This is a genomic window from Deinococcus carri (assembly GCF_039545055.1).
GTDB classification, from domain to species: domain Bacteria; phylum Deinococcota; class Deinococci; order Deinococcales; family Deinococcaceae; genus Deinococcus; species Deinococcus carri.
Map to the genome: position 1 here is coordinate 585,769 of NZ_BAABRP010000001.1, position 19,901 is coordinate 605,669.

The 19,901-nt window shown below is 70.2% G+C and carries 22 protein-coding genes; 13 read left to right on the top strand and 9 right to left on the bottom strand.

All coding sequences use genetic code 11. The features are described from left to right. Nucleotides 1-68: 68 nt before the first annotated feature. Together ABEA67_RS02930 and ABEA67_RS02935 are read right to left on the bottom strand one after the other, a co-directional pair. Entirely contained in the window at nucleotides 69-428 is a 360-nt protein-coding gene (locus ABEA67_RS02930) for a hypothetical protein (RefSeq protein WP_345460608.1), read from the bottom strand. A 51-nt stretch (nucleotides 429-479) separates the two neighbouring features. Further along, the gene (locus ABEA67_RS02935; protein WP_345461791.1) at nucleotides 480-1,085 is read right to left on the bottom strand and encodes a septum site-determining protein MinC; all 606 of its coding nucleotides are present in this window, start codon (nucleotides 1,083-1,085) and stop codon (nucleotides 480-482) included. 85 nt (nucleotides 1,086-1,170) lie between these two features. On the opposite strand from ABEA67_RS02935, the gene ABEA67_RS02940 reads away from it, so the two are divergent. Beyond that, a complete protein-coding gene (locus ABEA67_RS02940; protein ID WP_345460611.1) occupies nucleotides 1,171-1,557 on the top strand; it encodes a S1 RNA-binding domain-containing protein in 387 nt (128 codons plus the stop codon). A 147-nt stretch (nucleotides 1,558-1,704) separates the two neighbouring features. After that, on the top strand, nucleotides 1,705-2,976 hold the full coding sequence (locus ABEA67_RS02945; protein ID WP_345460613.1) for a S1C family serine protease: 1,272 nt from the start codon (nucleotides 1,705-1,707) through the stop codon (nucleotides 2,974-2,976). A gap of 574 nt (nucleotides 2,977-3,550) precedes the next feature. Here ABEA67_RS02945 and ABEA67_RS02950 read toward each other — a convergent pair. Continuing rightward, the gene (locus tag ABEA67_RS02950) at nucleotides 3,551-3,829 is read right to left on the bottom strand and encodes a hypothetical protein (RefSeq protein WP_345460616.1); all 279 of its coding nucleotides are present in this window, start codon (nucleotides 3,827-3,829) and stop codon (nucleotides 3,551-3,553) included. A gap of 96 nt (nucleotides 3,830-3,925) precedes the next feature. On the opposite strand from ABEA67_RS02950, the gene ABEA67_RS02955 reads away from it, so the two are divergent. Further along, nucleotides 3,926-4,882 carry a PH domain-containing protein gene (locus ABEA67_RS02955; protein ID WP_345460619.1) on the top strand — a complete coding sequence of 319 codons (957 nt, stop codon included), beginning with the start codon at nucleotides 3,926-3,928 and terminating at the stop codon, nucleotides 4,880-4,882. Continuing rightward, nucleotides 4,842-5,621 (top strand): aminoglycoside phosphotransferase family protein, encoded by a 780-nt coding sequence (locus ABEA67_RS02960; protein ID WP_345460623.1) that lies wholly within the window; start codon nucleotides 4,842-4,844, stop codon nucleotides 5,619-5,621. The genes ABEA67_RS02955 and ABEA67_RS02960 overlap by 41 nt, the downstream gene beginning before the upstream one ends. Here the strand turns inward: ABEA67_RS02960 and ABEA67_RS02965 are convergent. Next, nucleotides 5,618-6,421, bottom strand: coding sequence for a [LysW]-aminoadipate kinase (locus ABEA67_RS02965; RefSeq protein ID WP_345460625.1), 804 nt, complete (start codon nucleotides 6,419-6,421; stop codon nucleotides 5,618-5,620). The two genes, ABEA67_RS02960 and ABEA67_RS02965, sit on opposite strands and share 4 nt — an antisense overlap. Before the next feature lie 102 nt (nucleotides 6,422-6,523). Between ABEA67_RS02965 and ABEA67_RS02970 the strand changes: the two genes are divergently transcribed. Then, entirely contained in the window at nucleotides 6,524-7,117 is a 594-nt protein-coding gene (locus tag ABEA67_RS02970) for an AAA family ATPase (protein ID WP_345460627.1), read from the top strand. Between the two features lie 4 nt (nucleotides 7,118-7,121). Here the strand turns inward: ABEA67_RS02970 and ABEA67_RS02975 are convergent, their stop codons facing one another. The 4 genes from ABEA67_RS02975 to ABEA67_RS02990 all read right to left on the bottom strand — a co-directional run bounded on the left by ABEA67_RS02975 (nucleotide 7,122) and on the right by ABEA67_RS02990 (nucleotide 9,875). Further along, nucleotides 7,122-8,315: an MFS transporter gene (locus tag ABEA67_RS02975; protein WP_345460630.1), complete on the bottom strand. Its 1,194-nt coding sequence runs from the start codon at nucleotides 8,313-8,315 to the stop codon at nucleotides 7,122-7,124. 260 nt (nucleotides 8,316-8,575) lie between these two features. Beyond that, nucleotides 8,576-8,887 carry a GNAT family N-acetyltransferase gene (locus tag ABEA67_RS02980; RefSeq protein ID WP_345460633.1) on the bottom strand — a complete coding sequence of 104 codons (312 nt, stop codon included), beginning with the start codon at nucleotides 8,885-8,887 and terminating at the stop codon, nucleotides 8,576-8,578. Next, complete coding sequence (gene yjjX, locus ABEA67_RS02985; RefSeq protein ID WP_345460636.1) at nucleotides 8,884-9,453, bottom strand: inosine/xanthosine triphosphatase; 570 nt, start codon at nucleotides 9,451-9,453, stop codon at nucleotides 8,884-8,886. Before yjjX ends, ABEA67_RS02980 begins: the two co-directional genes overlap by 4 nt. 11 nt (nucleotides 9,454-9,464) lie before the next feature. Next, nucleotides 9,465-9,875, bottom strand: coding sequence for a damage-inducible protein DinB (locus ABEA67_RS02990; RefSeq protein WP_345460639.1), 411 nt, complete (start codon nucleotides 9,873-9,875; stop codon nucleotides 9,465-9,467). Between the two features lie 335 nt (nucleotides 9,876-10,210). On the opposite strand from ABEA67_RS02990, the gene ABEA67_RS02995 reads away from it, so the two are divergent. The 5 genes from ABEA67_RS02995 (at nucleotide 10,211) to ABEA67_RS03015 (ending at nucleotide 15,468) form a co-directional block, all read left to right on the top strand. Then, nucleotides 10,211-10,657, top strand: a complete 447-nt coding sequence (locus ABEA67_RS02995) for a response regulator (protein ID WP_345460642.1) — start codon at nucleotides 10,211-10,213, stop codon at nucleotides 10,655-10,657. An 87-nt stretch (nucleotides 10,658-10,744) separates the two neighbouring features. Further along, nucleotides 10,745-12,115 (top strand): MFS transporter, encoded by a 1,371-nt coding sequence (locus tag ABEA67_RS03000; RefSeq protein WP_345460645.1) that lies wholly within the window; start codon nucleotides 10,745-10,747, stop codon nucleotides 12,113-12,115. Then, complete coding sequence (locus tag ABEA67_RS03005; protein WP_345460648.1) at nucleotides 12,112-13,557, top strand: nicotinate phosphoribosyltransferase; 1,446 nt, start codon at nucleotides 12,112-12,114, stop codon at nucleotides 13,555-13,557. Before ABEA67_RS03000 ends, ABEA67_RS03005 begins: the two co-directional genes overlap by 4 nt. Further along, a complete protein-coding gene (locus ABEA67_RS03010) occupies nucleotides 13,554-14,501 on the top strand; it encodes an adenylyltransferase/cytidyltransferase family protein (RefSeq protein WP_345460651.1) in 948 nt (315 codons plus the stop codon). The genes ABEA67_RS03005 and ABEA67_RS03010 overlap by 4 nt, the downstream gene beginning before the upstream one ends. Nucleotides 14,502-14,544: 43 nt before the next feature. Next, complete coding sequence (locus ABEA67_RS03015; protein ID WP_345460654.1) at nucleotides 14,545-15,468, top strand: ferritin-like domain-containing protein; 924 nt, start codon at nucleotides 14,545-14,547, stop codon at nucleotides 15,466-15,468. Between the two features lie 70 nt (nucleotides 15,469-15,538). Here the strand turns inward: ABEA67_RS03015 and meaB are convergent, their stop codons facing one another. Then, nucleotides 15,539-16,486 carry a methylmalonyl Co-A mutase-associated GTPase MeaB gene (gene meaB, locus ABEA67_RS03020; RefSeq protein ID WP_345460657.1) on the bottom strand — a complete coding sequence of 316 codons (948 nt, stop codon included), beginning with the start codon at nucleotides 16,484-16,486 and terminating at the stop codon, nucleotides 15,539-15,541. Nucleotides 16,487-16,583: 97 nt separating this feature from the next. Here meaB and ABEA67_RS03025 point away from each other — a divergent pair, with 97 nt between their 5' ends. The 3 genes from ABEA67_RS03025 (at nucleotide 16,584) to ABEA67_RS03035 (ending at nucleotide 19,891) form a co-directional block, all read left to right on the top strand. Further along, nucleotides 16,584-18,005, top strand: a complete 1,422-nt coding sequence (locus ABEA67_RS03025; protein WP_345460660.1) for an aldehyde dehydrogenase family protein — start codon at nucleotides 16,584-16,586, stop codon at nucleotides 18,003-18,005. Between the two features lie 328 nt (nucleotides 18,006-18,333). Next, nucleotides 18,334-19,032 carry a GntR family transcriptional regulator gene (locus ABEA67_RS03030; RefSeq protein WP_345460663.1) on the top strand — a complete coding sequence of 233 codons (699 nt, stop codon included), beginning with the start codon at nucleotides 18,334-18,336 and terminating at the stop codon, nucleotides 19,030-19,032. Beyond that, nucleotides 19,025-19,891, top strand: coding sequence for a sterol desaturase family protein (locus ABEA67_RS03035; RefSeq protein WP_345460666.1), 867 nt, complete (start codon nucleotides 19,025-19,027; stop codon nucleotides 19,889-19,891). Before ABEA67_RS03030 ends, ABEA67_RS03035 begins: the two co-directional genes overlap by 8 nt. Nucleotides 19,892-19,901: the final 10 nt, after the last annotated feature.

Here is a 19,901-nt window from a genome sequence, read left to right on the forward strand (position 1 = left end):
GACTGAAACGATTCAGACAGTTGGAAGACGGGGTGAGGGCGCGGCTGGGGGAAGGCCTCAGGAAGGCCTCAGCCCAGCGGCTCCAGCTCGACCTGCCGCCCACCGCCTGCCCGCCAGGTGTTCAGGTCGTGCAGGCCCTCGTCGCTCAGGTCGGCGGTGGCGGTGCCGCCCGCCTGCACCGTCCAGCCCCGCCGATCCGCCTCGCCGGGGAGGCCGCGCAGGTGGTAGCGGCCCGGCGTGACCTGGCCCGAGAGCCGCAGCGTGACGACGTGCGGGTAATACTCACGCTCGAAGCGGCGGCGCAGGCGTTCTTCCCGGCCGTGCTCGATGCCCGAAATCCCGAAAAACATGAAAAAGGACCCGAAGTCCACCGGCAGGCCGGGGCGCTTGCGGCGGAGGGTCAGACCCGTGATTTCCGTCGGCGTCATACCCCCAGGGTAGGCCCTGGCTTATGGGCATGGGTCCCGAAGGGTGGCGGGCTAGCGGTGCGCCTCGATCACGATGGTGCCGCCCTGCAAGCGGGCGAGTTCGGCGTCGCCCGGCCCCTCCAGCTTTTTCATGGTGCTGAGGCTGCTGCCCTCGGGGGCGCGGGCCACAGCGTCCCCGATGCGGATCTGCGCGCTGGCGATGGGCCGCGCCCACACGATGGCGTCGGCGTTGCCCCCGTAGCCCGCGTGGACCACGCCGCGCAGCGCGCCCATCACGATCACGTCGCCGCCCGCCACCACCTCTGCGCCGGGATTCACGTCGCCCAGAATCACCACGCTGCCGCGGTACTCGCCCCGGAAGCCCGCCCGCACGCCGTGGGGAAGAATCACGGTGCGGGCGCTGCCTTCCTCCTCACCTGCCGCCGGACCGGTCACCGTCACGCGCGGCGCGCGGACACGGCCGGGGGTGCCCCCCGCCGAGCGCACCGCCGCCAGCGCGGCCTCCAGCGCGGCGGGGTCGGTGTCGCCCTGCACCTCCAGCGTCACGTTCGCGCCGAGCAGTTCGGCGCGCGGGGCCAGGGCCTGCGAAACGCTGGTGGCCGTGTCGCCCGGTTCGAGAAGGAGGTTCATGCCGCCGAGCGTGCCGCGAAGCTTCATCATCTTCATGTTACCCCGGCTCATGCCGCATACGCAGGCCGCGCGTGATATAGAATGTGATTTATGCTGATGCAGGAGGGCACCCTTGGTGCAGCTTGATCCCGGCGCGGTCGTTGAGGGCCGCGTCACGCGCGTGACCGATTTCGGCGCGTTCATCCAATTTGAGAACGGCGAGACCGGCCTGGTGCATATCTCGCAGATCGCGCACTCCTTTGTGCGGAACATCCACGACCACGTCCGCGAGGGCGAGAACGTGGAGGTCAAGGTGCTGGGCCGCGACGAGCGGGGCCGCCTCGACCTTTCCATCAAGGAGTTGCTGGAAGAACCGGAAGAGGTGCCGCGCCCGCGCGCCATCGGTCGCCAGAGTCCGCAGTTCGAGGCCAAGCTCCGCTCCTTCATGCGGGACGCCAAGGAGCGCACCAGCAGCGGCGGCGGCAAGAAAGGCCCGGCCACCACCAAGCGCAAGAAGTAACCCAGCGCAAGAAGTACCTCTTTACCCAAAATCCAATCCAGCATCCGGCCCCTGCCCCGAGCGGCGGGGGTCTTGTCGTGCTGGCGGCTGGAAGCTGGCCGCTTCTTTTTTAACCGCCGCGTAACCGGGGTGCGGCAGACTTCCGGCATGAACAGGAATCTTTCCCTGCTGGCCCTGTCCGGAACGCTCGCGCTGGGTGCCTTTGCGGGCTTTGAACTCTCCGAGCGGTCCAGCGCGCAGGTGACCGGCACCGCGCCTGCCGTGACCGCCCAGGCGGCCCCCACCACACCCGCCGTCAATGCCTTCGACTCGGGCCGCGCCCGCACCGAGTCCGAGGCGAACACCGTGCAGGTCGTCAAGGACCGTCAGGCTGGCCTGGTCTATATCAGCGTGACCGAGCAGGCGGGCGGCAGCGAACAGGCCCAGCTTCGCCAGCAGCTTCAGGACCAGTTCGGGTTCGGCTTACCGGAAGGGGACCAGGGCGGCGTGCAGATGGGCACCGGCAGCGGCTTTTTCGTGAACACGCGCGGCGACATCATCACGAACAACCACGTGGTGGAGGGAGCCAGCGAGATCACCATCCGCCTGCACGGCAGCAAACAGACCTACAAGGCGAAGGTGATCGGCCGCGCCCCCGACTTCGATCTGGCGCTTATCCGCGCCGAGGGGCTGCCGCAGGGGGCCATCACGCCGATTCCGCTGGGCGACTCCTCACGGCTCGACGTGGGCCTCAAGGCGATTGCGATGGGCGCACCCTTCGGGCTGGATTTCAGCGTTTCCGAGGGCATCATCAGCAGCCTGGAGCGCACCGTGCCGGTCGGGACCAAGGAAGTCAACCAGAACGTGATTCAGACCGACGCGGCCATCAATCCCGGCAACAGCGGCGGCCCGCTGCTGAACAGCGCCGGGCAGGTGATCGGCGTGAACACCCAGATTCTGACCGGCGGCAGCGGCCAGAGCGCGGGCTTGGGCTTCGCCATCCCGGTGAACACCGTCAAGCACCTGCTGCCGCAGCTTCAGGCCGGTGGTGAGCTTCGCACGCCCACCCTGGGCATCGGGTTCACCGACCTCAGCGCCGTGCCGCAGGACGAGCGCCAGAAGCTGAACCTCCCCGCCACGGGTGCCCTGGTGCAGCAGGTCTACCCCGGCAGCCCCGCCGCCCAGGCCGGACTCAGGGGCGGCACCCAGACCGCCGCGCAGGCCGGAAGCGGGCAGGGGCAGAACGCGCAGATCGCCACGGGTGGCGACATCATCACCGCCGTGGACGGCCAGCCCATCAGCGAGGGCGACGACCTGCGCCGCGCCGTCATCGGCAAGCGCATCGGGGACACCCTGCGCCTCACCGTGCAGCGGAACGGGCAGACCCGCGACGTGACGGTGAACCTCCAGGCGTTCAACATCCCGAACAGCCAGCAGTAAGAGCCGGGCAGGTGGGGGCCGGATGCGAAAAGACGTGCCCGGCCCCTCTCATACGGTTTCCGTCCAATCTGTTATCGAAATCAGGAAAGCGCCGATTCGATAACTCCCTTCCCGGCAACCGTTGTGTTCCTCCTCGCTCTGCTTTGCAGTCGTCGTGAACGGACGCCCCTGGGGACGCCACTCCTCAGCTTTGCAAGTCCGCTCGGATTGAACAGTTACAAAAACTGTTCAACCGGAATTCGTATCAAACACAAACCCCAGCCGGGTGGCCGGGGTTGCCTGTGGGCGGGTCTGGACGCGGCGGGCACGCACGAGAGGCTTTAGCTCAGGTGAGGAGGTGAATCAGTTCAACCAGCAGCTTGAGCATGGTCAGGATGGCTGTCATGAGCAGCACCCATTCCATGATTCGCTTCGGTTGAACCGGTTTCCGTTTCCTGGTAGGCTTCTTGTGAGTCAAGAGAGCACCACCTTTCCGGGCATCCGCTGCGCTAACAGCAGGTGCCCTTTCCTCTTGTCGAGGTGTGGCCTCTCTCGCTCCCGCTTGTCATGTAGCCCGCCCGCAGGCCCCTTCAGCTTACCCGAACAGCGGCCCCAGGTCCGTCAGCACGCCGGTCGCTTGCGGCTCCCGGAACTCGTACCCGCCGAACACCTCCTGAAAGGTGGCGCGCGTGAGCAGGCGTGTCTGCCCGCTTGGTCCGGTCGCCTGTACCTCCTCGCCCCTTGCGGTCAGGCGGTAGATGCCGACCTCGTGCAGCCGCGTCTTTTTGCCGCGGCCCTGCCGGGTGCAGGCGATCACGGCGAACTCGCGCCCGCCGCGTGCGGAGAGAAAGGCGAGCAGGTCGGCGGGCAGCATGGGGAAGGGAGGATAGCGCAGGCGGTCACGCCCGTGCCCCTTCCCCTGCGCTGACAGGGTGGTCAGCCTCGCCGCTGGCCCGGTACAGTGACCGGGATGCCCGAGTCTGCCCCGCGCGAGATTCCCACCGCGACTGTGCCCCCGCCGCGCTGGTGGCCGTGGGTGCGGTGGTTGCTGGCGGCCGTCCTCCTGGCCGTGCTGGGCCTGCTCCTGCTGCCGGGCGTGCTGCGGCGTCCGGTCTACGAGGTGCGGGGTGGGGAGATTCTTGCCCGCTCGGTCGCCTCCAGCCGGGTCATTCCGGCAGGAACGGGAGTGGTGCAGGTGGAGGTGCGGCGCGTGCGGAAAACGGTCGGGTCCGATGCGCCGGGCTACGTGGTCGGGCGCTTCGAGGTGGCGCGGTTCGGGGAGGCCGACCTGTACACCGACGGGTCAAACCCGGCGCTGGTCTTCCTTACGCGGCCCCGTGTCACGGTCCTGACGCCCGCCGACCCGGACGCGCTCCTGCAAACGTGGCGGGCGGGGGAGGCCGGCACCTTCTTCCCGGCCCGGCCCCCGTCGGCCCTGTTCGCCGGGCTGGTAGGGCTGCTCCTGCTGGGGCCGCTGGCGCTTCTGCTGCGCCGGCCTCGGCTGCGGTACACCCTGCTTCCCGGCGTGCTGGTCGCGCAAAGTAGCCTGCACACGCAGCGGTTTCCGCTGGACCGGACAAGCGCCGAACTGACCCGCGAGGGCCTGGGGGTGCGGCTCTTCGGAACGGCGGTGCCGGGCTACCTGACCGGGACGTTCTCGCTGGGGCGGGCCGGGGCGGCCGGGTGCAGGCCATCGCCACGACCTCCCGGCCCACGGAGGCAGTGCTGCTCACGCTGGACGGAACCACCTATTACCTCACGCCCGCCGACCCGCGGGAAATGCTGGCACTGTTTGGCCCGTCGTCGTTCCCGCCAACGCCGCGTTGACCCGCTCTCTGGGGTAGGGAGAGTGCCGCCTGCACGGTGGGGTCTGTTACCCTCGGCAGATGCTGGAAGTGGGCGAGTCTATCGGCTGGAATCACGGTGAGGCGCAGGTGTACGCCGCCCGCTGGAAGGGCCGTCCTGCCGTGCTGAAGCGGCATGCCAAGCGGCACAAGTACGCCCGCGAAATCTACGGGTATTTCACCTGGCCTGGCTTCCTGCCCCGCCTCCTGTTCGCCGATGCCGAGCGGCTGGAACTTGTGCTGGAGCGGGTCGAGGGCGAATGTGCGCTGGCGTTGCTCCAGACGGAGGAGATGTACCGGGCGGCGGGGGCGGCGCTGAGGCGGCTGCACGACGCCGCGCCGCTGCCGCTCGCCTTCGACGACGGCCGGGCTGACCTGAGGCGGCTGGTCGAGAGCTTCATTCCCCGCGCGGCTGGGCTGCTCGACGAAGGGCAGGTGAGCCGGGTCGAGGGGATGACGAGAGAACTGCTGGCCGCCCCCTTCCCGCCCACGGTCCTGCGCCACGGGGACTACACGGCCCGCAACTGGCTCTGGGACGGAGCGCGGCTGACGGTCATCGACACGGAACATGCCCGCCCCGGCCCGGCAGTGCTGGACATCGCCAAGCTGGACAACAAGGTCCTGTGGCAACGTCCCGAACTGCGGCGGGCCTTTCAGCAGGGCTACGGGCGCGAGTGGAGCGCGGGGGAACAGCATTTCCTGCATGTGATCCGGCATTTCGATGCGCTGACCCTGGCCGTCTGGTGCCACGAACACCAGGACCGGGCGGGCTTCGAGCAGATGCGTGACGCTCTGGCGAGACTGTTGAGCCAGGCCCGCTAACTCACCACCGTCCCCGCCCCTGCCAGCGCCGCGCTGATCGGCTCTCCCGCGCGGGCGTCCCCGAAGATGACCCGCCTCACGCCGCCCTGCACGGCCTCGGCGGCTCCCAGCACCTTCTTCTTCATCCGGTCCTGGGCGAACTCCAGGTAGCTCTCCACATCGTTTGCGGGGATGGCGGGAATCAAGCTGCCCTCGTCGGGGTAGGCGCGCAGCAGGCCCGGCACGTTGGAGAGCAGCAGCAGCGCGTCGGCCCCCAGCGCCACGGCCAGCGCAGCGGCGGCCCGGTCGCCATCCACGTTGATGGCGACGCCCTCGTAACTCGCGGCGGGCGGGGTCAGCACCGGCAGATAGCCCGCGTTCAGCAGCAGGTTCACGAGGTCCGCGTTCACCCGCTCGACGGTGCCGGTGTGATCGCCACGCAGCACCTTGACCTTGCCGTTTTCCACGGCGCGCACGCTGTCCTTGTGGCGGCCCTCGAAAATCCGGCCGTCCAGCCCCGACAGGCCGACCGCGTTCACGCTGAGGCGTTGCAACCGCTCGACTATCCCCTTGTTCATCTTGCCGCAGTACACCATCTCGAAGATTTCCAGCGTCTCGCGGTCGGTGAAGCGCGACGTGTACCCGCTGGGGCTGGTCACGAAGCGCGGCGGGTGCCCCAGCGCCTCGGCCACCCGGTTCGTCTCGCCGCTGCCGCCATGCACCAGCACGAACCGCTGCCCGCCCTGCCACAGCGCGGCGAGGTCGGCGCACACCGCGTCGTAATCAATCCCGGCGCTTCCGCCCACCTTGACGACAATCATGGGCTGAAGGTAGCACATGGCAGGAGAAAAGGGAGAAGAGTTGTCACATGAAAAGGAATACCCCGAAAATACGAGGTGCTGGGGTCCACGCTAGTGTGGGCCATGACCTCGTCCCCGGCGATTCTTTGGATCAACGGCCCCTTCGGCGTGGGCAAGACGCATACGGCCCATGCCCTGCACGCGCGGGTGCCGGGCAGCTTCCTGTTCGACCCGGAGGAACTCGGCTTCACGCTGCGCCGCCTCACGCCGCCAGGGAGGCAGGAGCCCGACTTCCAGCAGCATCCTCTCTGGGTCCCCTTCGTGCTGGAGGCGCTGGCAGAAGCGGCCTCGCGCGCAGATGGGCCGGTCATCGTCCCCATGACGGTGACGGATGTGGAACGGCACGAGGCTCTGCTCAAGGGGCTGCGTGAACGCGGGCTGACCGCCCACCACTTTACGCTGCTCGCTCCGCCCGCCGTGATTCATGCCCGGCTGCGGCGGCGTCTGGAGGGCCGTCACTCCTGGGCCGGGGCGCAGGTCGAGGACCGGCTGCGCGAACTCGCCGGGCCGCGGTTTGCCGTTCACCTGAACACCTATGGGCGCACCGTGGACGCTGTGGCCGAAGAAATCGGCGCGCGGGCAGGGCTGGACCTCTCTCCCTCCTCCGAACCCCGGTTCCGGCGCTGGTGGAGAGTCACCTGGGCACATCGGCGCTGAGCGGTCAATCCGCTGCCACGACCCGCCGCGCCGTCAGCCCCCACCCCAGCACCAGCAGCCCCACGCCGACCAGAGTGGCGAAGACCGCCGCTGCGGCGAAGGCGTGGCTCACGTCCGCCCCGTGGACGAAGGGCTGCGCCAGCAGGGGCGACAGGAACTGTCCCAGGAAGATGCTGGCCGACAGCCCGCTCATCACCCGCCCGCGCGCGTGGGCCGGGGCCAGGGCCGCCAGGAAGGTGTTCAGGTTGGGCGTGACCAGCCCCGCGCCCGCCCCACCGATGATCAGGCCCGGCACCACCCCTCCCGCGCCGGTGGCCCGGCTCACGACCGTCCAGCCGACGGCCAGCGCCAGCAGGCTGAACCCCGCCGTGAGAACCGGCGCGCGTGTGCCGCCCCGGCGGGAAAACCACAGCGCGGCCAGTGCCCCCGACAGGGTGCTGATGCCCATCACGAAACCCACCTGCGCTGGGGCCACCCCCAGCCCCTCCAGCCGGTAGGGAAGCTGCGTGGGCATCAGGTAGAAGACCAGCATGTACGCCAGCGCCACCGCGTAGGCCAGCGCGACCGGACGCCACGGGATACGTTCCGCCGCCGTTTGAGCCGTGCGCTCGCCCGCCGTTTCCCCACGTGGGAGCCGCAGCGCCAGCGGCACAATCAGCAGGGCCGCCAGGTACACCGCGAAGGGTGCCCGCCAGCCCACGCTCGCCAGCAACCCGCCCAGCGGCAGGAAAATCACCCCGCCCAGGCTGGTGAAGGCACTCTGCAACCCCAGAAACCGCGCGCGTTCCTGCCCGGCAAAGAGGTCCGCCACCAGCGCCGACCCCGCCGTCATGGTCGCGCCCACCGCCAGCCCCAGCAGCACCCGCCCCAGCATCAGCGTCCAGAGGTTGGGGGCATACAGGCCACTGGAGCCGGCCAGGGCATAGAGCAGCATGGCGACCACCAGCACGGGCCGCCGCCCGCTCCGGTCGGTGAGGTACCCGCTGAGGGGCGCACTGATGGCGATGGCGAGGCCCACCACCGTGACCGTCAGGCGCACCAACACGTCGGCATTCGGCAGCCCCGAGAAGTGCGCCTGCATGGCGGGCAGCGAGGGCGCGATGGTGGCCCCGCTCATGATGGTCAGGGTCGCGGTGAGCAGCAGGGTCACGCGCGTGATCCCCGGCACTGGGCGGGCAGGCGAGGTGGGAACCGTCATGCCCCGAGCCTGCGCCCAGAGCGGTCGGGAACGCAAATGTCTGTTTCCCGGCCAGGAACAGCGCGCCCGGGGTTCGTCTTGCACGCAGCCGGGGTGGGGCGAAGACGAGGGACGCGCGCATGAACAAGTCAGCCCATACCGCTTGCTGAAAGGCGAAAGCCACCCCTGGGTCTCCGGCCACTGGAAAACATCCGGTGCTCCTGCTGGAGGCGCTGGCCGGATGTTCTTTCATCAGGGCAAGCTGGTCCTACAGTTTGGTCTTACAGCCCGAACACGCCCCGCTGGTCCGGCTGCACCAGCTCCGTGTACTCGGGGTGTTCGCGGATGTAGGCGGCGACGAACTGGCACATCGGCACGACCTGGCGGCCCTGCGCGCGGGCGTCGTCGAGAGCGGCCTGGACAAGCTGCGAGCCGAGGCCCTGGCCCTCATGGCCCTCCTCGACCTCGGTGTGGGTGAACATCAGGGCATCGCCCGCCGGGCGGTACTCGGCGAACCCCACCACCCGCCCGCCCTGCTTGATCTCGTAGCGGCGTTCGGCCTCGTTGTTGGTCACCTGCGCGTCCTGGGTCATGCTCCAGGGTATAGCCCCGCGCTGCCCGGCACGCTGTCTCTTAAGGGAGTCGCAGCCAGCGCCACCGCCTGCCGCCACACGTCGGCCCGCGTGACCAGTCCGCCCGTCAGTGCCCCCACGCTGCCCGCCCCCCGTTTGATACCGCTGGTGCCCAGCACCTCGTCCATCACCGGGCCGAGTTCCTCGCCCGCGCGCACCCGTGCGGCGACCAGGGGGGGCAGGCGCAGGTCCGCCGTGCGGGACACCTCCAGCCGCACCTGGCCCGCCCGGCGACAGGCCACGGCGACGATGCCGAACAGCCAGCCGTCCGCGCCGCTGAAGGTGACGCCCCCTTCCAGGCCTACCCCCCAGCCTTCCCCGTCCTCCAGCGTGGCGAGCGCCGCCCGTGCCCGGTTGACCGCGCCCTCACGGGTCTGGGCCTCCCCGATAGGCTGGTCGGGGACGCCGCTGGGCACCGCCACGCCCTCCACACCAGCCCCCGGCCACCACGCCCCGAACACGTCGCGGACGGGCTGGATCTTGGCCGGGTTCAGGCTGCCAACCCGCACCAGAGGGGCTTCCTTCACTGAGACTGCCTTCACTGGGGCCACGCGCCCAGCACCCGGCGCAGCAGTGCGACCTGGCCCCAGTGGTAGGCGTTGTGGGCGGCCAGATCGGTCAGCACCTCCCGCGTCCGCTCGGAGGGCGCGGAGGCCAGGGCGCGCGCCTCGGCCAGCCCCAGACGCAGTTCCGTCAGGCAGGCCTCGAAGGCAGCGGGGGTATTCAGGCCCGGCCAGATGTCGAGTTCCTCCGGCCAGGTTTCGCGCTGCCCGGAGGCGAGGTTCAGGCTGGCCCGCTGCGTCACCGCGAGGTGGGCCAGCAGAGCCGCGAGCGTGTAGGGCACCCCGGTCACGGACCGCGCCGCCGTCTCGAAGGTCAGGCCGTCCAGCAGGGTTTCCGGGGCGGGAAAGATCGCGCCGCCACCCAGGGCCGCTTGCAGCATGTTCATGGGCAGCAGCCTAGAACATTTGTCAAAAAGAGACCTTCTTCCCCACCGAGCGGGCGGGCAGGCTTGCTGGGGCGAGTCCGTTCTGCCCAAGACAGCGAGCGCAATAAAGAGAGCGTTTGGGACTTGCAAAGCTGCGAAGCAGAGTTGGGGAGGCGTTGGACGTGTCCTTCTTCCAACGGCGTCATTCGGACAAATGCTCCAGAGCAAGGGGCGGGCGCGGGGCCGGGACAATCCCAAGAGAGCCTCAAGGGACCGTTGTGGGCGGCTGAAGTGCCCTTTCAGACGTCCGTCAACCTCTCCCCCCACACTGGAGAGCAGCACGACGGGAGAGACCGATGTTCATGCCAGAAGCCACGCCAATCGAAATTCTGCTCGTCGAGGACAGCGAGCCGGATATCATGCTGACCGAGGAAGCCTTTGCTGCTGCCGGCATCACCAACCGCCTGCACGTCACCCGTGACGGCGTGGAGGCCCTCGCGTTCCTGCGCCAGCAGGAGGAGTACGCGGAGGCCCCCCGCCCCGACGTGATCCTGCTCGACATCAACATGCCGCGCATGAACGGCCTGGAAGTCCTGGCCGAACTCAAGCGCGACCCCCTGCTGATGACCATTCCCGTGATCGTCCTGACCACCAGCCAGGCCGACGAGGACATCCTGCGCTCCTATCAGGCCCACGCGGCGAGCTACGTGGTCAAGCCCATCGACTTCACGCACTTCTACCAGGCCATTCAGGCCCTGGGCCGCTACATGCTCAGCGTGGTGCGCCTGCCGCCACCGGCCTGAAGCCAGCCACATCCAGAGAGGGGCCACCTGCTTTCCTGCCCAGGTGGCCTCTCCTTTGTGCCGTCCGTCACGTACACTCGCAGCGTCATGACCGCTCTGCCTCAGAAGACCCCCCTCCCCCTCGACGACGCGATGGACCGGCTGGGCCTCGGTCCCTTCCAGTGGCGGCTGCTGGCGATCTGCGGGCTGACCTGGGCCGCCGACGCGATGGAGGTGCTCCTCATGGGCTTCGCGCTGCCGGGCATCAGCGCCGCGTTCGGGCTGGCGCGGGGGTCGGCGGACGCCACATGGCTGCTCACCGCCACCTTTGCCGGGATGCTGGTGGGCGCGGTGTTCTGGGGCTGGCTGGCCGACCGCATCGGGCGGCGCGCGGTCTTTCTGACCACCGTATCGCTGGGGGTGGTGTTCGGCCTGTGCGGGGCCTTCGCGCCGGGGGTCGCCTGGCTCATCGTCGCCCGGTTCCTGACCGGCTTCGCCATCGGCGGAACGCTGCCGGTGGACTACGCGATGATGGCCGAGTTCGTGCCCACCGCGTGGCGGGGCCGCTTTTTGGTGTACCTGGAAAGCTTCTGGGCGCTGGGGACGGTGGTGGTGGCCGCGCTGGCGTGGTGGCTCAGCACCCTGCTGGAACCCGCCGAGGCGTGGCGCTGGCTGCTGGGCCTGGCCGCCGTGCCCGGCGTGATTGGCCTGCTGGCCCGCCTGGGCATTCCCGACTCGCCGCGCTCGCTGCTGGTGCGCGGGCAGGAGGCGCAGGCGCGGGGGGCGCTGTTGCGGGTGGCGCGGGCGAACGGCACCACCCTGCCCGACGCGCCGCTGCTTGCGCCCCCGCCTGCCCTGCGGGTGACGCCCGCCGCGCTGTTCCAGCGGGTGCTGCGCCGCCGGACTGTGCTGCTCGCCTTGGTGTGGTTCGGCCTCAGCCTGGGGTACTACGGCATCTTCTCGTGGCTGCCCTCGTTCCTGCGGGCGCAGGGGCTGGAGCTGGGCGCGGTGTACCGCACCACGCTGCTGCTGGCGCTGGCGCAGATTCCGGGCTACGTGCTGGCCGCCTACCTGGTGGAGAAGGTGGGGCGGCGGGCCACGCTGGTGGGCTACCTGGCCGTCAGTGCGGTAGGGGCCTACCTCTTCCTGCTGGCGGGGACGCCGGGGGCGGTACTGGTCACGTCGGCGCTGCTGTCGTTCGCGCTGCTGGGGGCCTGGGGCGCGCTGTACGCCTACACGCCTGAACTCTTCCCCACGCCGCTGCGCACGACGGGCATGGGCTTCGTGAGCGGCATGGCCCGGCTCGCCAGCGTGCTGTCGCCCAGCCTGGGGGCGCTGCTGCTGACCGGGAGGCTGGGGGTGGCGCTGACCCTCTTCGCGGCCTGTTTCGCCGTCGCGGCCGCCTGCGCCTGGGGCATCGGCGTGGAGACGCGCGGGCAGCGGCTGCCGGAGGCCGTGCTGCCGGAGAATGGCGCATGACTTCCGCCCCCTCTGCCCTCTTCACCGACCTCTACCAGCTCACCATGATGCAGGGCTACCACGCCTACGGCCTGCACACGGAGGAGGCCGTCTTCGACCTGTACTTCCGCAAGCAGCCCTTCGGGGGAGGCTTTGCCGTGTGGGCGGGGCTGGAACCCGCGCTGGCGATGCTCGAAACCCTGCGCTTCACCGAGGAAGACCTCGCCTACCTGGGCACGCTGGGCCTCTTCCGCCCCGACTTCCTGGAGGCCCTGCGGGGGTGGAGGTTCAGCGGGCGTGTCACGGCCTTCCGCGAGGGCAGCGTGGTGTTTGCCCACGAGCCGCTGCTGACCGTCACCGCGCCGCTGTGGGAGGCGCAACTCGTCGAGACGGCGCTGCTGAACACGCTGAACTTTCAGACGCTGGTGGCGACGAAGGCCACCCGCTGCGTCCTGGCGGCGGAGGCCAGCCCTTTTGGGGGCCAGATTGTCGAGTTCGGGGCGCGGCGGGCGCAGGGGCCGGACGGGGCGCTGAGCGCGGCGCGGGCGGCCTATGTGGGCGGCGCGGTGGGCACCAGCAACGTGGAGGCCGGGCGCAGATACGGCCTGCCCCTGACCGGCACGCACGCCCACGCCTGGGTCGAGAGCTTCCCCGACGAACTCGCGGCCTTCCGCGCCTACGCCGAGCTGTACCCCGACAGCACCACGCTGCTGCTCGACACGGTGGACACCCTGCGCAGCGGCCTCCCCAACGCGCTCACGGTGGCCCGCGAACTGCGTGCGGCGGGACATGAACTGCGCGGCGTGCGGCTCGACAGCGGCGACCTCGCCTACCTGTCCCGCCGGATTCGCGCCGCGCTCGACGAGGCCGGGTTCCCCAACGTGAAGATCGTGGCGAGCAACGACCTGTCCGAGTCGGTCATCGCCTCCGTCATCGCGGAGGGGGGACGCATCGACGTGTACGGCGTGGGCACGCAGCTCGCCACAGCGGGCGGCGAGGGCGGCGGGGCGCTGGGGGGTGTGTTCAAGCTCGCGCAGCTGGGCGGCATCCCCCGCATGAAGCTGACCGGCGACCCCGCCAAGTTCAGCCTCCCCGGCGTGAAGCACGTGTGGCGGGCCGTGAACGACCAGGGCGAACTGGTCTTCGACGCGCTGACGCTGGGCGACGCCCCCCGCACCGGCGACCGCCTCAGCGCCCCCACCAACCCCCTGCGCGCCTCGCGCGTGCCCGGTGGCCTGGCCTGGGAGGACGCGCGGCAGGTGGTGATGGAAGGCGGCCAGCGTACGGGTGAGCCGGAGACGTTGCAGGCGGCCCAGGCCCGCGCCCGCGCCGACCTCGCCCGCCTGCCCGCCGGAACCCGCCGCGCCCTCAACCCCCACCTCTACCGCGTGGGCCTGGGGGAGGACGTGGCCGGGCTGCGCGACCGGGTGGCCGAGGGGCTGCGGGTCCACGCCGAGGCATGACCGCGCCCGCCGCCGTCTTCGTGGGCCGCTTCCAGCCGCCCCACCGCGCCCACGTGGCGACGGTGCTGTACGCGCTGGAGCAGGCCGGGCGCGTCCTGGTCCTGCTGGGGAGCGCGAACCTGGCCCGCTCCGTCCGCAACCCCTTCAGTGCCCCCGAGCGGGCAGCGATGTTCGGCGCGGCGCTGCGGGAGGCCGGGGTGCGGCGCGGCCGCGTGACCTTCCGCCCCCTCCCCGACCGCTTCGACGCGGAGCTGTGGGCGGCGGACGTGCGCGCCGCCGCCGCAGAAGTCTTCGGCCCGGAAACGCCCATCCTGCTCGTCGGCTTCGAAAAGGACGCCTCCACCGCCTACCTGCGCTGGTTCCCCGGCTGGGAGCGTCTGCCCGTGCCGCTGGTACCCGGCCTGAACGCCACCGACCTGCGCGCGGCGTTCCTGACTGGGCGGCCCCTCCCGGACAGCGTGCCGGGGGCGGTGCGGCCCTTCCTGGCCCGCTTTGCCCTCACCCCCGCCTATGCCCGCCTCCGGGCCGAGTGGCAGGCGGTGGAGGCCGCCCGCGCTGGCCTGCCCCCCGGCGTCCACCTGCATGAGGAACGCTGGCTGCACCTGCGGGAGGAGGCGGTCTGGCTGCATACCCGCCGGAGCGCCATCGGAAACGGCCTGTGGGAACTGCCCGGCCGCGTGCTGCCGCCCGGTGAGTCGCCTGCCTTCCCCGCCCACGCCGTGTTCGACCACCCCGCCCGCGCCCTGGTCGCGCCGACCGCCGCGCACGTCTGGCTGGGGCCGCCGCCCGCCGCCTTTCCCGCGCGGCCTGTGCCCCTGGCCCGCGCGCTGGCCCTGCCCCGGCGCTTCTTTGAAGACCACCACGTGATGCTGACCCGGCTGCTGGGGGGGGTAAGCGGGGGAGGGCCTGATCCAAAGCCCGGCGTTCCGCATACAGCCGGTTGAAGCTGCCCGTGATTCACAGCAGGCATTCACCGGAGGAACCATCATGAGTGACGACCAGAACACGACCGCCCCATCCGCCCCCACCCCCTCCGACGGGGGCCGCCGCGCCGCCCTCGCCACCCTCGGCAAGTTCGGGCTGGGGGCCGCTGCCTTCGGCCTCGCCGGAACCGGCGCGCTGGCCGCCCCCGCCCGGAACATCGACGCGGACGTGCTGAATTTCGCGCTGAACCTGGAATACCTGGAGGCCGCGTTCTACCTGGCCGCCGTGGGCCGTGTGAACGAGCTGCGCGCGATTGGCGGCGGCGCGGCCATTCGCCTCCCCGCCAGCCTGGACCAGGCGCGCGGGATGCAGTTCAAGGACAGCAACGTCGAGGCCCTGGCCCGCGACATCGCGGAGGATGAGTTCCAGCACGTGAAGTTCCTGCATGGTGCGCTGGGCAAGGCCGCCGCGCCGCGTCCGGTGCTGGACCTTTCCGCGGCCTTTGACGCCGCTGGGCGGGCCGCCAGCGGGGGCGCAATCAAGGGCTTCAACCCCTACGCGAACGACCTGTTCTTCCTGCACGGCGCGTTCATCTTCGAGGATGTGGGCGTCACGGCGTACAACGGCGCGGCCACCCTCATCACCAACCCCGCCTACCTCCAGGCCGCGGCGGGCATCCTGGCAGTGGAGGCGTACCACGGCGGGGCCATCCGCGCCATGTTGTACCAGCAGCGCCAGGTGAGTGCGGCGGCCGGGCTGTACGTCGGGCAGGTCGTGCAGGCCATCAGCAACCTGCGTGCCAAGGTCGGCGGCGGCAAGGATGCGGGCCTCACCGACGCCCGCGGCAACGCCGTCTTCGCGCCCAGCGACATGCACGGCGTGGCCTACCCGCGCACCACCCGCGAGGTCCTGAACATCGTGTACCTCGCGCCTGGCGCGCATATGGGCGGGTTCTACCCGAACGGGCTGAACGGTAGCATCAAGTAAAGTTGCCGGCGGCCAGCTTCCAGCCGCCAGCACAGGAAGGCCGCTCCGCTGTGGGTCGGCCTTTTTCGTGTTACGGGGTAGGGGAAAGGAGCGCCCGGACGCCCTGCACCGGCGTGAGGGTTCCCGCCAACACCTCCGCGCGGAGTGCCCGCAGCTTCTCCCCGTCCACCCCGGCCTGAAATGCGCGCCACGCCGCCTCGCGCAGCAGCTCGTCGAACCACACGGCGGTCTGGGCGCGGCGCTTGGTGGGAACGTCCACCGCCTGCCGGTACGCCCCCACCGCCTCCCACACCTGCCCGATGCCCTCGCCCGTCAGTGCCGAGGCTTGCAGGGCGCGGGGCCGCCACGGTGCACCCTTCGGCGTCAGCAGCTTGAGGGCCATCGTGAGTTCAGTTTGTGCCCGCGTTGCGGCCTTCGGGTCCGTGTCCGCCTTGTTCACCACGCACAGGTCGCTCATTTCCATGATGCCGCGCTTGATGCCCTGAAGCTCATCCCCGGCATTGGGCAGCGTCAGCAGCACGAAGAGGTCGGTCATGGCGGCCACCTGTGTCTCCGACTGGCCCACCCCGACCGTCTCCACCAGCAGCACGTCGTACCCGGCGGCCTCGCAGAGCGTGATGGCCTCGCGGGTGCGCCGCGCCACCCCGCCCAGTGTGCCCCCGCTGGGGCTGGGGCGGATGTAGGCGTTCGGATGCACGGTCAGCCGGGGCATCCGCGTCTTGTCGCCCATGATGCTGCCGCCGGTGCGCGCGCTGGAGGGGTCCACCGCCAGCACGGCGACCCGGTGCCCGGCGTCCGCCAGATACGTCCCCAGCGCCTCGATAAAGGTGCTTTTGCCCACGCCCGGCACACCCGTCAGGCCCACCCGGACCGACTTCCCGGCGTGGGGCAGCACCTCGGCCAGCAGCGCCTGCGCCTCCGCTTCGTGGTCGGGGCGGGTGGATTCGGTCAGGGTGATGGCGCGGGCGAGGGCGCGTCGGTTGCCCGTGAGGAGGGGAGGGGCGAGGGGATGAGGCATAGGAAAGGCGATGCGGCAGCGCACCTCCGGCCAGCTTAGCGCCCTGATGGTGTAGACTGCCCCCATTCCAACTGGTCAGACCACTTGCGGAGGGCTTATGAATGAAGCCGGTATCCAGGCCATCTTCGAGGCGCAGCAGGCCCACCGCCTGCGGATGGCGCAGACGGGAGCGGCCGAGCGGCAGGCCATCCTGCGCCGCCTGCGGGACGCCATCCAGCGGCACCGGGTCCGGCTGGCGGAGGCGCTCGCCCTGGATCTGGGCAAGAGCCGCGCCGAGGCGGAAATCACCGAGCTGCATCCCGTAGTGGGGGAGCTGAACCACGCCGTGGCCCACCTGCCGCGCTGGATGCGGCCCCGCTCCGTCGCAACGCCCGCCACGCTGCTCGGCTCGCGCAGCTGGGTGGTGCCAGAGGCGCGCGGCGTGACGCTGATTCTCAGCCCCTGGAACTACCCGGTGAACCTCGCCCTCGCGCCGCTGGTCGCCAGCCTCGCGGCAGGGAACACCGTCATCCTCAAGCCCAGTGAGAAGGCCCCTGCCACAGCCCGCGCGCTGCGGGAGTTGCTGGAGGAGGTCTTCGAACCATACCTCGTTGCCGTGGTGGAGGGTGGGGCGGATGTGGCGGAGGCGCTGACCCGGTTGCCCTTCGACCATATCTTCTTTACCGGGAGCGGCGACATCGGCCGCCGGGTGATGGAAGCTGCCGCGCGGAACCTTACGCCGGTCACGCTGGAACTGGGCGGCAAGAGTCCGGCCATTCTCGGGCACGGGGCCGACCTGGGGCTGGCCGCCGAGCGCATCGGCTGGGGCAAGTTCCTGAACGCCGGGCAGACCTGCGTGGCCCCCGACTACGTGCTGGTGCCCCAGGAGCAGCATGACGGGTTCGTGGAACGGCTGCGGGAGGTGGTCGCGCGCCGCTATGGGTCCGGTCCCGACACGCTGAAAGATTTTGGGCGCTTGGTGGACGCTGCCAGCGTGCATCGCCTGGAGCGCCTGACTGGCGAGAGCGTACGGGCTGGGGCGCGCGTGGTGTTCGGCGGCCAGTTCGACGCGGCGCAGCGCCTCATCTCGCCCACCCTGGTCACGAACGTCACCCCGGAGATGCCGCTGATGCGGGAGGAACTCTTCGGTCCAGTCCTGCCCATCCTGCCCTACCGCGACCTGGCAGACGCGCTGGCCCTGGTGCGGCGGCTGGACACGCCGCTGGCCCTCTACGCTTTCACCCGCGACCCTGGGGAAGCCGAGCAGGTGCGCCGCGAGACGCGCAGCGGCGGCCTGGTGGTCAACGGGACGGTCGTTCACCTCACCAATCCCAACCTTCCCTTCGGCGGCATCGGCCCCAGCGGCATGGGCAGCTACCACGGCGAGTACGGCTTCCGCGCCTTCAGCCACGAGCGCGCCGTGCTGCACGAGGCCGCCCTCAGCCCCACCCGCCTGAGTTACCCCCCCTACGGCCGCCCCGCCCCACGCTTCACCACCTGGCTGCTGCGTCAGATGGAGCGCACGCTGCCTTCGGGGTAGGGAGGCGAGCGGCCAGCTTTCAGCGGCCAGCCGTCAGCTTGGGTTGGATGCGGTTCAGTGGACGAGTGCGTATGGGAGGGCCTTTTCGCTCCTCCCCCTTGAGGGGGGAGGTTGTGACTGGTACAGCTCCGTAGGAGAGGGGGCGAGCGGGCAGAGCATTGAGAGGCCAGGGGGAAAGAATCCGGTCCCCTTTTCGGGTGGCGTTACGAGGACAGCCTCCGGCTGTCACCCCTCTCCCCGGCCTCTCCCGCAAGGGGGCAGGGAGAAAAAGAAAAAACCTATTCTTTCTGGTCAGACCTCTGACCTCTTCAAAAAAGGAGCTTCCCCCATGACCCTGCCCCGCCGCCCTGCCCTCCACGCCGAGGAGATTCTGCTGGCCCGCCTGCTGGACGGCCACTATCCGCCCGGTACAGCGCTGCCCGCCGAGCGTGAACTGGCCGCCGAACTGGGTGTGACCCGTCCCACGCTGCGCGAGGCCCTGCAACGCCTGGCCCGCGATGGCCTGCTGGACATCCGCCAGGGCAAACCCACCCTGGCCCGCGACCCGCGCGAGGGCGGCCTGAGTGTCCTGGCCCACCTGGCCGCACGCGGTGGGCTGGACGGCCTGATTCCCGACCTGCTGGACCTGCGCGCCGCACTGCTGCCCCACTGGACCGCCGCTGCCGTGGCGTGCCCGGCGACCGCTGCCGAACTGGCCGACCTGCTGGCCGGGATTCCACGGGAAGAGACGCCCGCCGTCTGGGCTTCCTTCGACTGGCAGGTGCAGAGTGCGGTGGTCCGGCTCAGCGGCAATGCCCTGGCCCCGATGCTGCTGGGCAGTTTCCGCGGCGTGTTCGCATCGGCGGGCGAGGTCTACTTTGCCGCTCCCGAGCGCCGCGACCGCTCGCGCCGGTACTACGCCCAACTGCGGGAGGCCGCGCGGCGGGGAGACGCCGATGAAGCCGCCCACCTCGCCCGTGAGGTCGCCGCTGACAGCCTCAAGCTCTGGGGGCAGGCACAGGAGGGCAAGGAGGCCCCCCGTGTTTGACTTGATTCAGAAGGCCGTCCCCTTCTTCATCCTCTCACTGGTGCTGGAGTGGGCCGCCTACTTCTTCCTGCGCGAGAAGGACGGGGCGGGGGGGCACGCCTCCCCCGGTTACGGCACGGCGGACACCCTCACCAGCCTGAGCATGGGCATCGGGAACGTGCTGGTGAATGTGGTGTGGAAGGGCGTGGTCGTGACCATCTACGCGGCGCTCTACACCCTCACGCCGCTGCGGATTCCCAGTGATGCGTGGTGGGCCTGGGTGCTGCTGTTCTTTCTGGACGACTTCGCCTACTACTGGTTCCACCGCGTCAGCCACGAGGTCCGGCTGTTCTGGGCATCGCACGTCGTCCACCACTCCAGCCAGCACTACAACTTCTCCACGGCGCTGCGTCAGACCTGGGTGCCGATGACGGCGCTGCCCTTCTGGCTCCTGCTGCCGTTGCTGGGCTTCGAGCCGTGGATGGTGCTGCTGGCGCAGAGCTGGAACCTGCTGTACCAGTTCTTCGTCCACACCGAGCGCGTCGGGCGGCTGCATCCCTGGGTCGAAGCCATCTTCAATACCCCCAGCCACCACCGCGCACACCACGGCAGCAACCCGCTGTATCTGGACCGCAACTATGCGGGCATCCTGATCGTCTGGGACCGGCTGCTGCGAACCTTCCAGCCCGAAACCGAGCGGGTCCGCTACGGCCTAGTCCACAACATCCACACCCACAACCCCGTGACCGTCGCCTTCCACGAGTTCGCCGCCCTGTGGCAGGACGTGCGTTCGGCCCGGACCTGGCGCGACCGTCTGGGCTATCTGTTCGGCCCGCCCGGCTGGAAGCCCGCGCGTGCAGCGGGGGCGGAGCGGGGCTGAGGAGGAAAGG